Here is a 16,816-nt window from a genome sequence, read left to right on the forward strand (position 1 = left end):
GTGTTCTCGATCAAGGGCCGCGGCACGGTGGCCACGGGCCGCATCGAGCGTGGCGTGGTCAAGGTCGGCGAAGAGGTCGAGATCATCGGCTTCAAGGACACGCGCAAGACCGTGGTCACGGGCGTCGAGATGTTCCGGAAGCTGCTCGATCAGGGCATCGCCGGCGACAACGTCGGTTGCCTCCTGCGCGGCGTCGAGAAGGACGACATCGAGCGTGGCCAGGTCCTCGCGAAGCCGGGCTCGATCACGCCGCACACCCACTTCATGGGTGAGGTGTACGTGCTCAAGAAGGAGGAGGGCGGCCGTCACACGCCGTTCTTCACGAACTACCGCCCGCAGTTCTACATCCGGACGACGGACGTGACGGGCACCGTCAACCTCCCCGAGGGGGTGAAGATGGTGATGCCGGGCGACAACATCACGATGAACATCGAGCTCATCGCGCCGGTCGCACTCGAAGAGCAGATGCGGTTCGCGATCCGCGAGGGTGGCAAGACCGTCGGCGCGGGCATCGTGACGAAGATCCTCAAGTAAGGAAGAAGCAGCGTCATGGCCGACACCACGAAGATCCGGATCCGCCTCAAGGCGTTCGATCACCAGCTTCTCGACAAGTCCACGAGCGACATCGTCGAGACCGCGAAGCGAACGGGCGCGCATGTCGCGGGCCCCATCCCCCTGCCCACGGAGATCCGTCGTTACACGGTCCTCCGCGGCCCGCACGTCGACAAGAAGTCGCGCGAGCAGTTCGAGATCCGCACGCACAAGCGGCTCCTCGACATCATCGAGCCGACGCAGCAGACCCTCGACGCCCTGATGAAGCTCGATCTTTCGGCAGGCGTCGACGTCGAGATCAAGAGCTAGGAGCGCGCCATGAAAGTCAACGTCTACAACCTCAAGCGGGAGCAGGTCGGCGAGATCGACCTTTCGGACGAGGTCTTCGGCGCCGAGGTCAAGGAGCAGCTCTTCTACGAGGTCGTCAAGGCCCAGCTCGCCTCGCGGCGCGCCGGCACCAAGGCCACGAAGGAGCGCAGCGCGGTCGCTGGCTCGACGAAGAAGCTCTACCGCCAGAAGGGCACGGGCCGCGCTCGCCAGGGCTCGATCCGCGCCCCGCACCACGCGGGTGGCGGTGCCGCGCACGGGCTCGAGCCGCAGGACTGGTCCTACCGTCCGCCGCGCAAGGTGCGCATCGGCGCGCTGAAGAGCGCGCTCTCCCTGTACGCCAAGGAGGGTCGCCTCATCGTCCTCGACAGCCTCGAGCTGCCCGAGATCAAGACGAAGGCGATCGTCGACGCGCTCGGGGCCCTGCAGGCGGGCAAGAAGTCGCTCGTCGTCGACAGCGCCTCGAATGAGAAGCTGGTGAAGTCGATCCGCAACCTCGACGCACACCAGTTCTTGCCGCCGGAGGGCGTCAACGTGTACGACCTCCTCCGCCACGACCACCTCGTCGTCTCGAAAGAGGCGGCCAAAGCGCTCGAAGCGCGCTGCCTTCGGTAGAGGAACACGCCATGCAGCCCGAGCACATCATCCGTCGGCCGATCATGCTCACCGAGAAGTCGGCCCGGCTCCGCGAAGATAGCAACAAGGTCATCTTCGAGGTGCGCCGCGACGCGAACAAGATCCAGATCAAGGACGCGATCCAGGCGCTCTTCAAGGTCGGCGTGGTCGAAGTGAACACGCTCGTCATGCGCGGCAAAGACAAGCGCATGGGGCGCGGCTACGCAAAGCTGCACAACTGGAAGAAGGCGATCGTCACCCTCAAGCCGGGCGACCAGATCCAGTTCTTCGACGAGGAGAAGTCGGAGTAAGCCATGGGTATCAAGAACTTCAAGCCGACCTCTCCGGCGCGGCGCTACTACTCGGTCAGTGATTTCAAGGAAATCACCAAGGCCGAGCCCGAGCGCTCCCTCATCGAGAAGCAGACCTCGACGGGCGGGCGCAACAACTACGGCCGCATCACCTCGCGGTTCCGCGGCGGTGGTCACAAGCAGCGCTACCGGATCATCGACTTCCGGCGCGACAAGATCGGCATCCCCGCGACCGTCGCCGCCATCGAGTACGATCCGAACCGTACCGCCCGCATCGCTCTGCTCCACTATGCCGACGGCGAGAAGCGCTACATCCTCGCCCCCGACGGCCTGAGCGTGGGCGCGAAGCTGGTCGCGAGCCGCAACGCGGACATCAAGCCCGGCAACAGCCTCACGCTGCGCCACATCCCGCCCGGCACCTCGATCCACAACATCGAGGTCAAGAAGGGCAAGGGCGGCCAGCTCGTGCGCTCGGCCGGCGTCGCCGCGCAGCTCATGGCCAAGGACGGCGACTACGCCCAGGTGCGTCTCCCGAGCGGCGAGATCCGCAAGGTGCACCTCGATTGCCGCGCCACCATCGGCCAGGTCTCGAACCCCGACCACGCGAACATCACCCTCGGCAAGGCCGGCCGTTCGCGATGGCTCGGCCGTCGTCCGCACAACCGCGGCGTCACCATGAACCCCGTCGATCACCCGATGGGCGGCGGCGAGGGCCGCTCCTCCGGCGGTCGTCACCCCTGCTCGCCGTGGGGTCAGCTCGCCAAGGGCCTCAAGACTCGCAACAACAAGCGGACCGACGGAATGATCATCCGCCGGCGCGGAACCAAGGGTTGATTGAGCCATGCCGCGTAGCATCAAGAAGGGCCCCTTCGTCGACGGCCACCTGATGGAGAAGATCCAGACGGCGCAGGCCACGGGCGGCCCCAAGAAGGTCATCAAGACCTGGTCCCGCAGGTCCACCATCGTCCCCGACGCCGTGGGACTCACCTTCGCCGTGCACAACGGCCGCAAGTTCGTCCCCGTGTTCGTCACGGAGAACATGGTCGGCCACAAGCTCGGCGAGTTCGCCCCGACCCGCACCTTCCACGGCCACTCCGGCGACAAGAAGGCGAAGGTCGGCAAGGCCCCCGGCGGTCGCTGAGGGTCATTCGAGGGAGCTTCCCAGGGGAAACCCTGGGGAGCTCGCTCGCAAGGAGCTCGTCTCTCCGCTTCGGCGGGGGGGCGAGCTCCTTCGCTTTTCGAATCCCAGCTGCGATCGCGGTCGGCGCGCCGCGGACCCTCAGCGCGACTTGAGCGCGTCCAGCGTCTCCTGGACCTTCGGGTCCTTGGACATCTTGCACGTCCGGCCCATCACCATCACCCAACTGAGCGCGCGGCTGTCCCCCTCCTCACGCGCTCGGTCGAGCAGCGCCGCCTTGTCCGGACAGCTCTTCGCGGCCCAAAGGTCGAACGCGATCCGCGTCGCAGGCGTCGCGCGGCTTCGCACCGCCTCCTGCTTCATGAGCTCCACCGCGCGGTCGGCCGCCTTCGAGCCGCCCTTGCTCGTCGCAAGCGCGTAGAGGACGTCGGGCCCGCGCGTGCCCATCTTCGTGCTGATGAGGTCGAAGACCTTGTCGACCTCGGCGCCCCCCGCGAAGGCCGCCTTTGACGCGAGCTCGAGGATGTCCGAGCGCACGTCCGCGTCCTCGGGTGAGCGCGGATCCGCAGCCACGAGCGACTCGAGCGTCGCCGTCGCGTCCTTCACCTTGGCCGCGCGCACCTCCTTCGCGAGCCGCGCGCGGAGCTCGCGCGAGTTGCCCGCCGAAGCTTGCGCCCGCGGCGCGTCCTCGTCGTCGGAAGGCGCCTCAGCCGCCGCCCCCGGATCCTTCGAGGCGCTCGTGTCGTCGCGGGCCTCGTCGAGGTCCGGGAACGGCGACGAGCGGAGCATGATGGCGAGCACGATCACGGCCACGATGCCGGCCGCGCCCGCGATCCCGAGTACTACAGGGCGGGGCAGGGGCGCAGCGGAATCCGGGGTGCGACCGGGCGGCAAGCCGACGATGGTCATGACGTGGGGAGAGGATACCGGGCGGTGGCGGCGTCTCTCAACAGCCTGCGCAGGTTGTTCAGCGGGTGCTCGACGGCGTTGCGCCGGGGTTTCACCCCGGACCCGTCTGGTCCACGATGGGGCTGCGCTCGGCAAGCCGAGCGCAGCCCCAAACCCCGGGGTTGTCCACCCCTCGACCCGGACCAGGGCACGGCCCTGGGCCTTGGGTGCATCGACCGCGATGCGGTCGATGCAAAGGCGTCGTGGTTGGCCACCCGCTCAGAACGTCCCGCGGACGCCCAGGTGGGCCGGGCCGACGACGAGCTCGGTGTGAGCGGCTTCGGGCTTCTTGTCCTTTTTCAGGCTGAGCACGAAGAGCGTCGCGCCTGCAGCCACGCCGACGGCGCCCACGATGAGGCCCACGTTGGCGACCGTCTGCTGCATCTTGCCCTTGTCGACGTCGCCTTGCCGATCCGCAGGACACGGACCGCCGCAGGTCGCCTTGAGGTCGTCGTACGTCGCATTCGACATCGAGCCGAAGACCGCGAACGTCACGAAGCCCGCGACGCCGAGCCCGCCGGCCGCGAACGCGCCGATCCGCATCCCCGACATGCCCTTGCTGCCGGTCTCGCCGCCGGAGCCGCCGTCGCCGCTGCCGTCGCCGCTCCCATCGCCGCCGCCGGTCTTGGGGCTCGCGAAGCCGATCGACACCGTCTTCGACTCGCCTGCGGCCGTGGTGAGCGATTGCGACGCAGCCGGCTTCGCGCCGGACTCGAGGCGGATGTCCACGGTGCCGGGCATCGCGGGGAAGGGTTTGCCCCAGCGATCCTGGGGCACCTCGACGCCTCCGATGGTCAGACGCGCGCCGCTCTCGGGCGTCGTCACGTCCACGCTCACGAGCGTGAGCTTCGTGTTGAGCTCGTCGCGCTCGACCTTCGCGGTCTCGCCCGTCTGTGCGTACTTCTCGCCGGCGGTTTGGGCCTCGGCTGCGACCTTCTCGAATTCGAGGTAAGCGTCGACGAGCTTGCCCATCTCCCGCAGACAGCGCGCCACGTAGAGGTGCGAGTTCGGGCTGTTCACCTTGGCGTACGAGGCGCGGAACTCCTCGATGGCCTTCTCGAACTTGCCGGTCTTGAACAGGTTCGAGCCGGCCTCGAACTTCTTCTTGGCTTCGGCGACGTCCGCTGCGGAGGGCGTTGCTGCCGCGGCGGGGGCTTGCGCATGGGCGTCCGTCGGCCCGAGGACCGAGAGCGCGGGGAGAGCAACGAAGAGAGCTGCGATCGCGGTTGTTCTGGTTCGCACGGCGCTCAGATTCCGGTGGGATCGAACTTGGTTGTTTTCTTGGTGGTCTTGTTCGTCGTCTTGCTCGTCCCGGTGGACGGCGGACGAACGGTCTTCGTCGTGTTGACGGCAGGCGCCTTCCACGTGGTCGGCGCCTTGTTCTCGCCGGCGGCCGCTTGGGTCGCCTCGGGCGCCGGGACGGCGGGCTCCTCGGCCTTCGGCTCCTCCGCCTTCGACGGTTCGGCCGTTGGCGTCGGCGGCGGCTCGGGCTGCTTCGCCTCCGTCGGCTGCGGCGGCGGCGTGGTGGCTTGCGCCGCGGGGGCCTGCTCCGTCGTCGTGGGCGTGGGCGTCGGCTTTTCGGTCTTGTCCCCGCCGCCCGAGAGCACCACGGCGGCGCCGATCGCGATCGCCGCGAATGCGCCGACGCCGATGAGGACCCGCTTCTTCTTCTGCGACGCTTGCGCGGCGAGCAGGAGGTCGTCGTCGTCCTTTGCGGCCGGCTGCGCGGTCGTGGGGGTCGGGACCGGCACGCTCTGCAGCGTCTCGAGCCTCGGCAAGGGCGGTGCGGCCGGTACGGCGGGGCTTGCCGCGCCGATGTCGCCGAACACAGGGACGTCCGCGGCCTCGCTGCCGGCCTTCGCGGGCGCTTCCGGCTTCGAGTCGACCTTCGGCTCGCTGGTGATGGGCGGCGGGATGCTCGCGCGATCCGCCGCGAGGCTCGCGTCGGCTGCGGCGATCGCGGCGCGCAGCTCGGCCGCGCGTTTCGCGTTTGCCTCGCCGATCACCTTGCGCACGAAGTCGGCGACGTCCTCGTCCGTGATCGGCGTACCGACCTGCGAGGACACCTGATCGATCGCGCGCTGCATCTCGCCGGCCGTCGAGTAGCGCTTCGTCCGGTCCTTCTCGAGCGCCTTCAGGATCACCTTCTCGAAGTCCGCGTGGATGCTCGGGACGAGCTCGCGCGGCGGGATCGGGTCCTTCAGCGCGATGTTCTCCACGGTCTTGAACTCCGTCTCCCCGCGGAACGGGTGCAGGCCCGTGACCATCACGTAGAGCAGCACGCCGAGCGAGAAGAGATCGCTCCGGCGATCGAGCGGCAAACCGCCGAGCTGCTCGGGTGAGAGATACGGCGTCTTGCCTTTGACGACGCCCTCGGCGCGCGTGACGTAGAGACGCCCGCGCGACTTCGCCACGCCGAAATCGGCGATCTTCGCGAAGCCTGACGTCGAGATCAGGATGTTGCCCGGCGAGATGTCGCGGTGGACGAGATCGACCAGCGCGCCGTTGTCGTCGCGCAGCTCGTGCGCGGCGTGCAGGCCTGCGCAGATCTGCGACGCGAGGCGCAGGATGATGTTCTGCGGGATCCCGCCGAGCGTCTTCGCTGCCTTCTGCACCGTGCTCAGCGTGTCGCCCTCGACCCACTCCATCACGATGTAGAGGATGTCGTCCTGCTCCCCGAGGTCGAAGATCTCGACCACGTTCGGGTGCCGGATCCGCGCCGCGACGCGCGCCTCGTCGAGGAACATCGTCTCGAAATCCGGATCGTCGGAGACGTCCGGCAGCATCGTCTTGATCGCGACGGTCTTCTGGAAGCCGCGCGAACCCTGCAGACGCGCGGCCCAGACGGACGCCATGCCGCCCTTCGCGACGCGCAGGAGGATCTCGTACCGCCCGAGCGTGCTGCCGGGCTTCAGGCGATCGAGCGCCGTCGCCTTCGTGCGCGACACGGGCGCCTCGGAGCCGTCGCTCTCGGCTGGCGAAGGCCCGGTCGTCGGCGTCTTCGTGACGACCGTCGGCATCTCGGACTTCGTCACCACGACGTGCTCGGGTTTGTCCTCGGCCTTGGGCTCCTCGGCCTTGGCTTCCTCGGGCTTCTTCGCTTCGGCTTTGGGCTCCTCGGCCTTGGGCTCTTCGGGCTTCTTCGCCTCGACCTTGGGCTCCTCGGCCTTCGGCGCGTCCTTCACCTCAACCTTGAAGGCGTCCGCGTCGTCGTCGATCTCGATGTCTTCGCCGGGCAGCGACTCCGCGACGGGCCGGACGAGCGGCGGCGGCTTGGGCACCTCGGGCTTCGCGCCGACCACCGGCGGGGTCGGGGGCTTCGGGATGCTGATGCCGGGCTTCTGCGGCAGCGGCGCGGCCTTCGCCGGCGGCGGCACGACTGGCTTTTTCGCCTCGGCGGCCGGGGCGCCTTCGGGTTTGTCGGCCGGCTTGTCCGCGGCCTTCGCCTCCGCGGGCGCCTTCGCCTCGGCGGCGGGCTCGACCTTCGCGGCGGGCTTCGGCAGGGCGGCGGCTGCGGGTTTCGGCGGCTCGACGCCGCCCACGAGCGTCCGCTGACGCGTCATCGGCTTCGGGGCGCCGAGCTTCGGCACGGTCGGGCCTGCGGCCTTGTCCTCCGCCGCGTCTTTTTTCTCGGCGGCGGGCGCGGCCACGGGCGCCGACACGGCGGGCGCCTTCACGCCGAGCGGCGCCTTTCCGTTGGCCCCGGGCGCCGCGACACCGACGACCGTGGGCTGCGGCGGACGCGCGGCCGCAGCGGGGACGGGCTTCGGCCCGGCGGCGGCGGCCGGCGCCACGGCGGGCGACGCGGCCGGCGCCACGGCGGGCGACGCGGCCGGCGCCACGGCGGGCGCGGCCCCCGGCTTCGAGGCGAGTTTCTCCACGAATGCGCCCACCTCTTCGGGCTTGGCGAGTTTGTCGGCCGGGACGCTCCGGAGCGCCTGGAGCAGGCTGTCGAGCGACGCGCGTTTCGCGGGATCTCGCTCCAGCGCCTTCGGGAGCGCTTCCTCCAGCGCGGCCGGAAGGCCCTCGATCATCACGGACGAGAGCTCCTGGATCGGCCCGGAGAGGACCTTCTGCACGACGGCCGCTTCCATCTTGGAGGCGAAGAGCCGCTGCTTGGCGATGATCTCCCACAGGATCACGGCGGCGGCGAACACGTCGCCCTTGGGATCGATCGTGCCCGTCGGCCCGCCGGGCGTCGCGGCGCTCATGGCCTTCACGCGCTCGGGCGGCGCGTACGCGAGCCGATCCTGCTTCATGATCCCGTGCGGACCGAGCTTCGCGAGGGCCCGCGCCCAGCCGAATCCTCCGACGCGCGTCACGCCGTCCTTGCCCACTTGCACGTGGAACGGGCTCAGCTCGCCGTGTGCGACAGGCTCGCTTTGCGCGTGCGCCGCCGCCAGACCTTCGAGCAATTCGAGGCCGATGCGCAGCGCGATCGGGAGCGGGATCCCGGCCGTCTTCGCGTTCGTGACCAGCGACGAGAGCGTCTCGCCTTCGAAGTGCTCGGCGACGACGAAGATCTCTCCGTCCCCGACGCCCGTCTCCACCATCGGCACCACGTTCGCGTGCGTGAGGAGCTTGCCGTTCTTCGCATCGCGCAGGAACGCCTCGGCGACTTCCGGCTTCTTCGTCACGTGCTTGTGAAGGCGCAACACGACGTAGCTCTTCGTGCTTCCTTCGGTTTGGGCGAGCCAGGTGGACGCCACGCCACTGCCGGACATCTCCCGCGTCAACTCGTATTTCCCGAGCTTCGAAGCCGATCCAGTGGCAGTCTGAGGTTCGAGCGCCATTGCGGTCGCATGCTATCAGGTTCGTAGAAGTCGGATCCAGCAAGCTTTTCAGGTTGCACGGCCGACGCCCCTCGCGCGCCACGCAGCTCGAAACGCGCTGATCGCAGTAGCGAGGCACACGTTCAGCACTGGGCTCGCAAGTGACCATGTCGCCGGAGACGTTCCCCTCGCGTCCGCGCCTCGCCGATCACGCTGTCGTCAGGCGACATCGCGTGGGCGAGGAAGACTTCTGGGTGCTGCACGACCAGCGCTCGGGCCTCGCGTATCGCCTCGGCGCGCGCGAGTGGGGATTGCTCGCGCAGGCCGACGGATCTCGTGATCTCGAAGGCATCGTGGCCGCAGCGTCGCGCGCGTCCGCGTTCGCGAAGGTCGAGACGCTACGCGCGTTCCTCGGCGCTCTTCACGCGGCCGGGCTGCTCGCCGAAGGCGTCGCGCCGCTGCCCGAGCCGAAGGCCCGCGGCGCTTCTCGACCGCTCGATCCGCTGCCTGCTTTCTCCCTCGCGTGCGACGGCCGCGGGAGCTGCTGCCGTCTCTACGCCTCCGTGATCTTCCGGCCTGTCGAGGAGGCCTACGCCCGCGCGCTCTTGCCGCGGGTGCTCGACGCCGGGGATCATCCCGAACGCGCGTTCACGCCCCTGCACGGCTCCTCCGCCTGCGGCGCGACCTCCGTGCCGATCGTCGACGGCCGTTGCGCCTACCTCGACGACGGCGGCCTCTGCCGCCTCCACGCGGCGCAAGGCGCGCACGTAAAGCCGCTCGGGTGCCAGATGTTCCCCGCGCTCTTCGTCGACGATGGCGAGGCCGTACGTGTCGCGCCCGCCGTCGAGTGCGCCTGCGTGCTGGCGAGCGCGCTCGATCCCCGTCCGGAGGGCGCCTCGCTCGTGCCCGAGGGCGCGCGTAGCTCCGCGGAGCTCGACGAGGGCATCCTGATCGTCGAGCTCCCGGAGACGGTGCTCCTCACGCCGGGCAAGCACGCCACCCGCGCCGATCTCGTTCGTTTCATGCGCGCCGTCGCCGAGGCCCCTGCGCCGGTCGACACGGCACGCGCGCTCGCGTCCCTCGCGACCTCCGTCGAGATATCGAGCCTCGATCCCGCCGCCGCGACGCGCGCCCTCGCCGCGCCCGCGCCCCTCGATGCCGAGCGCTTCCGCCCCTTCTTCGCCGCGCTCGCCCATCGCGCCTCCCGCCGCGCCCGTATCGACGCGACCTTCCGCGCCGAGCGAGATCTCGCGCGCCATGCCGTTCGCTGGATCGAATCCACGTCCCGCGCGCTCGCCGAGGACCCGACCCTCGCCGCGCCGGCCACGCCCACGCGCGCCCACGCCGAGGCCTTTTATCTGCGCGCGGGCGCGCATGCCTACCAGCTCGTCTCCAGCGATCTTCCCCTCGCGCACGCGCTCCGTGATCGCGCCGCGCGGCTCCTCCTCGCGCGCGCCTTGCCGCTCGTGATCACGCCGGACGAAGCGCGCGACGAGCCTGCGCTCGCGCATCCGCTCGCCCTCGTCGAGGCGACGCTCCGGGGCCACGGCCTCGATGCGTACGCCCACGACGTGCCGGGCGCGGTGGAACGCGGCGATCGCGTGCACGCAGACGCTTCGACGTCATAACGATTCGAGGAGGATCGAGCCCATGACGATCGCGAGGGGGGACCGCGGTGTGCTCGTCGAGCGCCTGCTTTTCATCATGGATCAGAAGAACCACTGGGCCTGGCCGAAGCTCACGAAGCCGGGCCTCTCGCGCGCCGCGCTCGCCGCGCACTTCCGCCACGAATACCGGACCTACGTGCGCGACTTTCCGGTGCTGCTCGCGCGTGTCCTCGGCCAGGGACCGCCCGACGACGTGCGCATCGCGCTCGCTGAAAACCTCTACGAAGAGCAGACCGGAAAGCAGAGCCTTGGCGTCCCGCACCCGGCCTTGTTCCTGGAGATGCTCGACGGGCTCGGCATCGATCGCACCTCGATCGAAGATCCCTCGATCCCCCTCGAACCCGAGGCCCTCACCTACCGCGCGATGCTCGACCGTGTCAGCGCGAGCGCGCCCTGGCAGATCGGCGCCGCGGTCCTCACCGTCTTCGTCGAGGGCAGCGTGAACGAGCGCGCCGAGCTCGAAGGTACACGGAAACTCCCGCCGATCGACGAGGTCATCCGGACGCACCCGATGGTCCTGCACTACGGCTGTCCCCCCGAGCGCATGCGCCTCACCCGCGCCCACCGCGCCGTCGAGGGAGGCCATCGCCGCGACGCGTGGAACATGCTCCTCGCGCACGTCCCGCCGCAGAGCGACCTCGCCTCCTCGATCGTCGACGCGATGAACGAGGCCCTCACGCTCTGGCGCGCGTATCGCTCGGCCGTCGCGCGGCACCTCGTCTGACCCTCACCGCCCGGTCCCTGGCCTCGCCTCGTGCTGCGCCGCCTCGCGCGCGCGTCCCGCGGCGACCTTCACCGCATCCCCGACGGTCGCGCGGAGCAGGAGCGCCGCCCCGAGCCGCGCGGCTTCCAGCGACGGGAGCGACGCCACGGCGAAGAGCACGAGCGTCGCCGCGATCGTGATCCCCGCGATGCGCCCGTGCACGCCGCGCGCAGGCGGCCGCATCGACGATCCTCGGGTCCGCGTGAACCCTGTCGAGGACGGGTGCGCGCCCATGAAATCGGCGAACGCCTCCTCCAGCGCGAGCCGCAGCGATCGCGCGTCCGGATACCGCCGCCGCCGATCCTTCTCCAGGCACTTCGCCACGAGCCGCCGCGCGCCCTCTGGGATCCAGCCTGGCAGCGGGCCCGGCTCTTCCGTGAGCACCGCGTCGATCACCACGTCCACGTCCGTCCCTTCGAACGGCGCCCGCCCCGCGAGCGCCTCGTACAGGACCGCCCCGAGCGCCCACAGATCCGCGCGCCCGTCCACGTCCTCCTCGCCGCGCGCCTGCTCCGGGCTCATGTACTGCGGCGTCCCGAGGCCCGGCGGCGTCCCCTCGTGCGCCGGCTCGTTCGGCTCGCTCGACCGGGGGAGCGTCGGGACGAACGGGGAGGGCAGGGCATGCGCGCTCGTGGCCCGCGAGCTGCACCCGAAGTCGAGGAGCTTCGGCACGCGCCCTTCGCCTGGTACGTCCGCGAGGAAGATGTTTTCCGGCTTCACGTCCCGATGCACGATCCCCTGCGCGTGGATCGCCTCGAGTCCGCGACAAACCTCGATCGTGATCGACAGCGCCTCGGCGACGGGCAGCGGCTCGCGCGGGCGCAGCCGCTCGGCGAGCGTCTCGCCGCGGAGCAGCTCCATCACCAGGAAGCGCCTCCGCGGCTCCACCTCCCCGGCGTCGAGGACACCCACGACGTTCGGATGGGAGACCTGCGCGGCGATGTGCGCCTCGCGCACGAAGCAGGGAGCGCTGGTGCCGTTGCTCGGGGGGGGTGAGAGCTTGAGCGCCACGTCCCGCCCGATCCGTTCGTCGCGCGCCCACCACACGGTCCCCATCCCGCCCGCTCCGATCGCCCGGATCAGCCGGTACCGGTCCCCCAACAGCTCGCCCGCTCGGGCCATGCTCCCCCTCCGAAGAGAGTGCACGGTTGCAGGAAACGCGCCTCCCCGTTTTCCCGAGGAGAAGCGCGGGTTCTAGGGGGGCAAACCGCGGAGGACGTGCGTCGCGAGCGACGCGCCGAGCTCCCGGTAGCCCCGTTGCGTCAGGTGCACGCCGTCGCCTGCCGCGCGCGCGGGCGACTCCGCGGCCCACGCCCGGATCGAGCCGTCGCCGCCCATGACGGCGTACGTGTCCCAGAAGCTGCACCCCGCTTGCTGCGCGCCCTCGCGGATCGCGTCACGAACGAGCGGCGTGCGTGCGCGCGCGTCGGCGCGATCCGTCGGCGCGAGCGCGAGGCAGTCCGTGTCGGGCGCGAAGCGGCGGATCCGCTCCACGAGCCGCACGAGCCGCTGCGTGTACTTCACCGGATCCACGGCCACGTCGCCCGCCTCGTTCGTCCCGTACTCCAGCACCACGAGCGAAGGCTTACGCCGGGCGAGCTCGGCCCCGAAGCTCGCTTCATCCCAGGCGAGCGGCGTCCCGAAGCGCGCCCCGTTGATCCCCAGCGTATCGAGCACCACGCCCGGTCGATCGGCCGGATCCGTCTCGATCACCACCCCGCAGAGCTCGGGGTTCCCGCGCGTGGGCACCACCTGCAACGTCTCGCGCCCTTCGCTCACGAGCGTCAGGTGCCGGAGCTCGCCCGGCGGCTCGGTCGCGGTCGTGCGGATCTTCTGCTTCGGCCCGGCGCCGAGCGAGACCTCGAACTCGTCGCCGGGCGAGCGCAGCCGGTAACACACGTCCCACGACAGCCGGCTCGACAGCCCTTCGTCCGTCACGTTCACCCGCGCCCAGCCGCTGCCGGCTGCGCCCGTCGTCACGACACCCCCGAGCCCGAACACGCCGTCGCCCGTTCGTGACGATGCGGCCGGCACCTTCGGCCGGATCGTCCACTTCTCCTCGGTCGAGAGCTTCACGCCGTCGTGCCTGTATTGCTTCCAGCCGACGTGCACGAACCCCGGCCCGGCCTTGCCGAACCGCTTCTGCAGCGCGTCGCGCAGCGCCCCGGTCCAGAAGTCCGCCTGCCCGTGCGAATCGCCGAGCCAGACGATCCGCACGTGCGCCTTGCGACCGCCCCGCGCGAGCTCCCGCAAGGCCGCCTGGAACCGCGCAAGCTCGGGCTCACCCGCCGGGAGCGCGGGCGCCGGGGCTGCCGACGTGGCCGCTTCCGGCATCGCCGTCTCGATCGGCGCGGCCGCGCTCGCCGACGCGGGAGGCGCGGGTGCTTCGACCGACGCGGACGCGGACGCGACGGGACGCGACGGGACCGGCCCGGCGTCGGCCGGCTGCCGATGTTCCCCGCCGCAGGCCGCGGCGACGAGCGTAAACAGAGCTCCTGCCCAGAGACCTTCAGGAGAACGGATCGTACACCTCCGCTTCGCCCCCCGGCGACGACGACGGCGGCCGCGGCGCCCGTCGCGCGCTGACGTGCTCGGCCACCTCGCGCACGAGCTCCTCGGCGTACCCTTCGAACGGCGCGCACGTGATCCCCGTCCCCGCGAGCGCGCTCGTCGCGGCGCGCGCGTCGTACCGCACGCTCCGCGCGATCTGCTCCAGGAACGCCTTCGGGCTGCGCACGAAGCGCTCGATCCCCGGCGTGCGCAGGAGCATCGCCGCCGCGCTCGCCGGCACCTGCCGCAGCGAGCTGCCCCGCGCCGCGCGCGCGAGCACTTCGAAAAACCGCCGCGCCGAGATCGGATGCGGATCCACGAGGTGGAACGTCTTGCCGCGCGCGCCCGGCATTCGCCCGAGCGCGCACGCCGCGCGGACCACGTACTCCATCGACACCACGTGCACCGGCGCGTCGCCTCGTTGCGGCAGCGGCAGCGGGATCTCGGCCGGCGTCGTCAGCGCGAGCAGCGCCGCGAGGTGCAGCGCGTCGAGCCGATCGCCCGGCGCCGACGCCCCGACCACCGCGCCGGGCCGCACGATCACCGTCGGCACGCCCTTCGCGCGCCGGACCAGCGCCTCGGCCCGCATCCGTGCTCGCGCGGCCTCGTCGTGGAACTCCTGCCCCGCTTCCAGATCCTCCTCGTACACGACGCCCGTCCGGTCCCCCGACACGGCCGCCGTCGAGTGCACGACCAACGCTTCGAGCGCGCTCGCGGCCCGCGCGAGCTCCAGGATCTCCGCCGTCGTCGCCACGTTCGCCCGCGCGGCCGTGGCCTCGTCCATCCCGACCCACGCCGCGTGCGCCGCGTGGTGGATCCGATCGACCTCCGACGCGAGCTGCCGGTACTCCGCGCCCGAGAGCCCGAGGTCCATCGCCGCCGGATCGCCTTCGAGCACGCTCGTCCGCGCCGCGGCCTCCTCGCCGAGCGCGACGAGCGCCCGATCGGCCTCGGCCTTCTCCGCGGCGTGCACGACCACGTACACGAACGCGCGTGGGTTCGTGGAGAGCACGTGCTCGGTGATCCGCTGCGCGTAGAGCGAAGGGAACCCGTTGATCAGCACGACCTCGTCGTGACCGGGGCGGGGCACGCACCGAGCTTACCGCATGCGAACCACGTCGACCGGGGTGAAACGGGTGGGCGATTCGTACTAGCCTGGCGACGTACGATGAGCGCCTACGCCTCGCCCCTCCGCGGACGTCCTCGACGTGCCGTGACTCGTTTCGCCCGCGGGCTCCTCTTCGCCGTCGCCCTGGCGCTCCCCGTGACCCTCGCGGGTTGCAAGGGGGAGCAGCCTCCGCCGCCGCAGAAGGTCGCGCCCCTCGAGCCGATCCCTGCGCCGGCCGGCCACCTCGCCGACGTCTTCGTCCCGAACCCCGACGAGGCCTGGGCCAAGGCCCGCGCGGCCGTGGGCGGACCTGCGCTCTTCCTCCCCTCGAACGCGAGCAACCTCGCGGTCACGTTCCTCGGCTTGCCGCTCGCCGTCTCGGCCGAGATCGACGGCAACCTCCCGCTCGTCGGCGCCCTCGTCGAGCGCCCCGGCGGAGGCCGCCCGCGCACGGCGATGGGCATCCACGTGCGCGACGCGGGCAAGGTCGAGGGCTTGCTCGTGAAGGGCGAGAACGCGCGCTTCCAGATCCGCGTCGACGAGAAGACCTCCATCACCCTCCTCGAACCCAAGGACGGCGGCGCGCGCGCAGTCGCGATCGGCCTGCTCGGCAACTACCTCCTCTTCGCGCAGGACGTGGCGGATCTGCTCGAGGTCGGCCCGTACGTCGTGCGCACCTTGCCCACGGCGAAGATGCCGAAGGCCGACGTCGCCTTCGAGCTGCCGCGCGAGGCGCTCGGCGGCCCGATCGAAAAGGGCCTGCGATCGAGCTGGGAGAGCCTTCGTCCCCGCCCGCGCCCCAGCACCCCCACCGCGGACGGCGCCAAAGCGCCCACGCCGGTCCCGAGCCCTCTGAATGGGCTCATGGACGCGCTCCTCGGCATCCTCGTCGAGCTCGACCACGCGCGCGTCACCCTCGATTTCGACGACCACGCGGCGCACCTGCGCCTCCTCGGCACGCCGCGCGAGGGCTCCACGGGCGCCGCGAACATCGCCGCGATGAGCGTCGGGGATCCGCGCCGCCTGCTCGAATTGCCCGCCGACACCGACATCGCGATCTACCTGCAAGACAGCGCGAGTTCGCGCACGGCCGACGCCAAGAAGTATGCAGACGCCCTCGCGGGCGCGATCGGCAAAGACATCCCGGAGGACGACCGCGCCGCGCTCTCCGCCGCGCTCGTCGCCCTCGCCGAGGGCCGCGGCGATTCGTTCACGGCCGGCGCCTCGCTCCTGTCGACCGGCCCTGCCATCTACGCGCGCAGCGACGTCGCCGACGAAGGAAAGCTCGACGCAGCCCTCAATAACCTCCTCGGCCTCGCCAAACGAAAGAGCTTTGCCACGTGGCTCGGCCAGAACGAGATGGAGGTCAGCACGGGCAAGACCGTCCTCGAAAACCTCCCGGGCGACATTCGCCGCATCCGCCTGACGCGCGCCCCGGGCAAGGACGACAAGGGCAAGAACGACGAGAAGGCGAACAAGGACCGGAAAGACAAACCCGGCAAGGACGGCGACAAGCCTGCCGCCTCCCTGGAGGGCGTGCCGAACCACATCGACGTTCTCTACACGCTCGGCAAGGACGGCCTCGTCCTCGCGGCCGGCTACGACGCCAAAGCCTCGTTCCGGGCCATCCTCGACGCGCCGGGCAAGGAAAACCTCACCGGCCGCGCCGAGGCGAAGACCGCCGTCGTAGCCGTCGGCGACAAGACGGCATTCGTCGCCTTCGTGGATCCCTTGCGCCTCCTGAACCGCCGCGCGGGAAAGGCAGACCTCGGCCCGAGCGCGCCCGTCGTCTTCGCCCTTGGCAAGGGCGGGGAAGGGGTCGGGGCAAACGATCCGTGGATGCGCCTCGACATCGCGAACCTCGCCATTCAAGAGCTCGTCAAGCGTCGCGGCGCGCTCTAGCCCCGAGGGGACGCCTCGCGCTGGGGCTTTGCCCCAGGCCCCACCCGGGGCTGTCCGCCCCGGGACCCGGACCAGCCAGGGGCTGGACCCAGGCTCGATGAACTGCGCTCCGCGCAGTTCATCGAACAGGCCCGGTCAAGACCGGCAGCGACCCTGCCAACCG

Annotated in this window: 15 protein-coding genes; 9 read left to right on the top strand and 6 right to left on the bottom strand. The window is 70.7% G+C overall.

The window, feature by feature from the left end:
- The 6 genes from E8A74_RS49810 to rpsS form a co-directional block, all read left to right on the top strand.
- Positions 1–534 (top strand): EF-Tu C-terminal domain-related protein (locus tag E8A74_RS49810; RefSeq protein WP_269749947.1); only part of this gene is annotated, 534 nt, incomplete at its 5' end.
- Between the two features lie 15 nt (positions 535–549).
- The gene (rpsJ, locus tag E8A74_RS49815; protein ID WP_012233476.1) at positions 550–861 is read left to right on the top strand and encodes a 30S ribosomal protein S10; all 312 of its coding nucleotides are present in this window, start codon (positions 550–552) and stop codon (positions 859–861) included.
- Positions 862–870: 9 nt separating this feature from the next.
- The gene (gene rplD / locus E8A74_RS49820) at positions 871–1,494 is read left to right on the top strand and encodes a 50S ribosomal protein L4 (protein ID WP_136936253.1); all 624 of its coding nucleotides are present in this window, start codon (positions 871–873) and stop codon (positions 1,492–1,494) included.
- 11 nt (positions 1,495–1,505) lie between these two features.
- Positions 1,506–1,805 carry a 50S ribosomal protein L23 gene (gene rplW, locus E8A74_RS49825; RefSeq protein ID WP_136936254.1) on the top strand — a complete coding sequence of 100 codons (300 nt, stop codon included), beginning with the start codon at positions 1,506–1,508 and terminating at the stop codon, positions 1,803–1,805.
- Between the two features lie 3 nt (positions 1,806–1,808).
- Positions 1,809–2,639, top strand: a complete 831-nt coding sequence (rplB, locus tag E8A74_RS49830) for a 50S ribosomal protein L2 (RefSeq protein ID WP_136936255.1) — start codon at positions 1,809–1,811, stop codon at positions 2,637–2,639.
- Between the two features lie 7 nt (positions 2,640–2,646).
- Positions 2,647–2,946, top strand: coding sequence for a 30S ribosomal protein S19 (gene rpsS, locus E8A74_RS49835; RefSeq protein ID WP_136936256.1), 300 nt, complete (start codon positions 2,647–2,649; stop codon positions 2,944–2,946).
- Between the two features lie 138 nt (positions 2,947–3,084).
- Here rpsS and E8A74_RS49840 read toward each other — a convergent pair whose 3' ends face one another.
- The 3 genes from E8A74_RS49840 to E8A74_RS49850 form a co-directional block, all read right to left on the bottom strand.
- A complete protein-coding gene (locus E8A74_RS49840) occupies positions 3,085–3,852 on the bottom strand; it encodes an HMG-box domain-containing protein (protein WP_136936257.1) in 768 nt (255 codons plus the stop codon).
- Positions 3,853–4,110: 258 nt separating this feature from the next.
- The gene (locus tag E8A74_RS49845; RefSeq protein WP_136936258.1) at positions 4,111–5,133 is read right to left on the bottom strand and encodes a tetratricopeptide repeat protein; all 1,023 of its coding nucleotides are present in this window, start codon (positions 5,131–5,133) and stop codon (positions 4,111–4,113) included.
- A 5-nt stretch (positions 5,134–5,138) separates the two neighbouring features.
- A complete protein-coding gene (locus E8A74_RS49850) occupies positions 5,139–8,684 on the bottom strand; it encodes a protein kinase domain-containing protein (protein ID WP_136936259.1) in 3,546 nt (1,181 codons plus the stop codon).
- 146 nt (positions 8,685–8,830) lie between these two features.
- Between E8A74_RS49850 and E8A74_RS49855 the strand changes: the two genes are divergently transcribed.
- Both E8A74_RS49855 and E8A74_RS49860 read left to right on the top strand, forming a co-directional pair.
- Entirely contained in the window at positions 8,831–10,291 is a 1,461-nt protein-coding gene (locus E8A74_RS49855) for a YkgJ family cysteine cluster protein (protein ID WP_136936260.1), read from the top strand.
- A gap of 22 nt (positions 10,292–10,313) precedes the next feature.
- Positions 10,314–11,054, top strand: a complete 741-nt coding sequence (locus tag E8A74_RS49860; RefSeq protein WP_136936261.1) for an iron-containing redox enzyme family protein — start codon at positions 10,314–10,316, stop codon at positions 11,052–11,054.
- A 3-nt stretch (positions 11,055–11,057) separates the two neighbouring features.
- Here E8A74_RS49860 and E8A74_RS49865 read toward each other — a convergent pair whose 3' ends face one another.
- From E8A74_RS49865 to E8A74_RS49875, 3 genes are all read right to left on the bottom strand, one after another.
- Positions 11,058–12,215: a serine/threonine-protein kinase gene (locus tag E8A74_RS49865; protein ID WP_136936262.1), complete on the bottom strand. Its 1,158-nt coding sequence runs from the start codon at positions 12,213–12,215 to the stop codon at positions 11,058–11,060.
- 72 nt (positions 12,216–12,287) lie between these two features.
- The gene (locus tag E8A74_RS49870) at positions 12,288–13,427 is read right to left on the bottom strand and encodes a GDSL-type esterase/lipase family protein (protein ID WP_136936263.1); all 1,140 of its coding nucleotides are present in this window, start codon (positions 13,425–13,427) and stop codon (positions 12,288–12,290) included.
- Between the two features lie 175 nt (positions 13,428–13,602).
- Complete coding sequence (locus E8A74_RS49875) at positions 13,603–14,733, bottom strand: SDR family oxidoreductase (RefSeq protein ID WP_136936264.1); 1,131 nt, start codon at positions 14,731–14,733, stop codon at positions 13,603–13,605.
- A gap of 123 nt (positions 14,734–14,856) precedes the next feature.
- Between E8A74_RS49875 and E8A74_RS49880 the strand changes: the two genes are divergently transcribed.
- Complete coding sequence (locus E8A74_RS49880) at positions 14,857–16,653, top strand: hypothetical protein (protein ID WP_136936265.1); 1,797 nt, start codon at positions 14,857–14,859, stop codon at positions 16,651–16,653.
- The last annotated feature ends 163 nt before the right edge of the window (positions 16,654–16,816 follow it).

The organism is Polyangium fumosum, assembly GCF_005144585.1.
GTDB classification, from domain to species: domain Bacteria; phylum Myxococcota_A; class Polyangia; order Polyangiales; family Polyangiaceae; genus Polyangium; species Polyangium fumosum.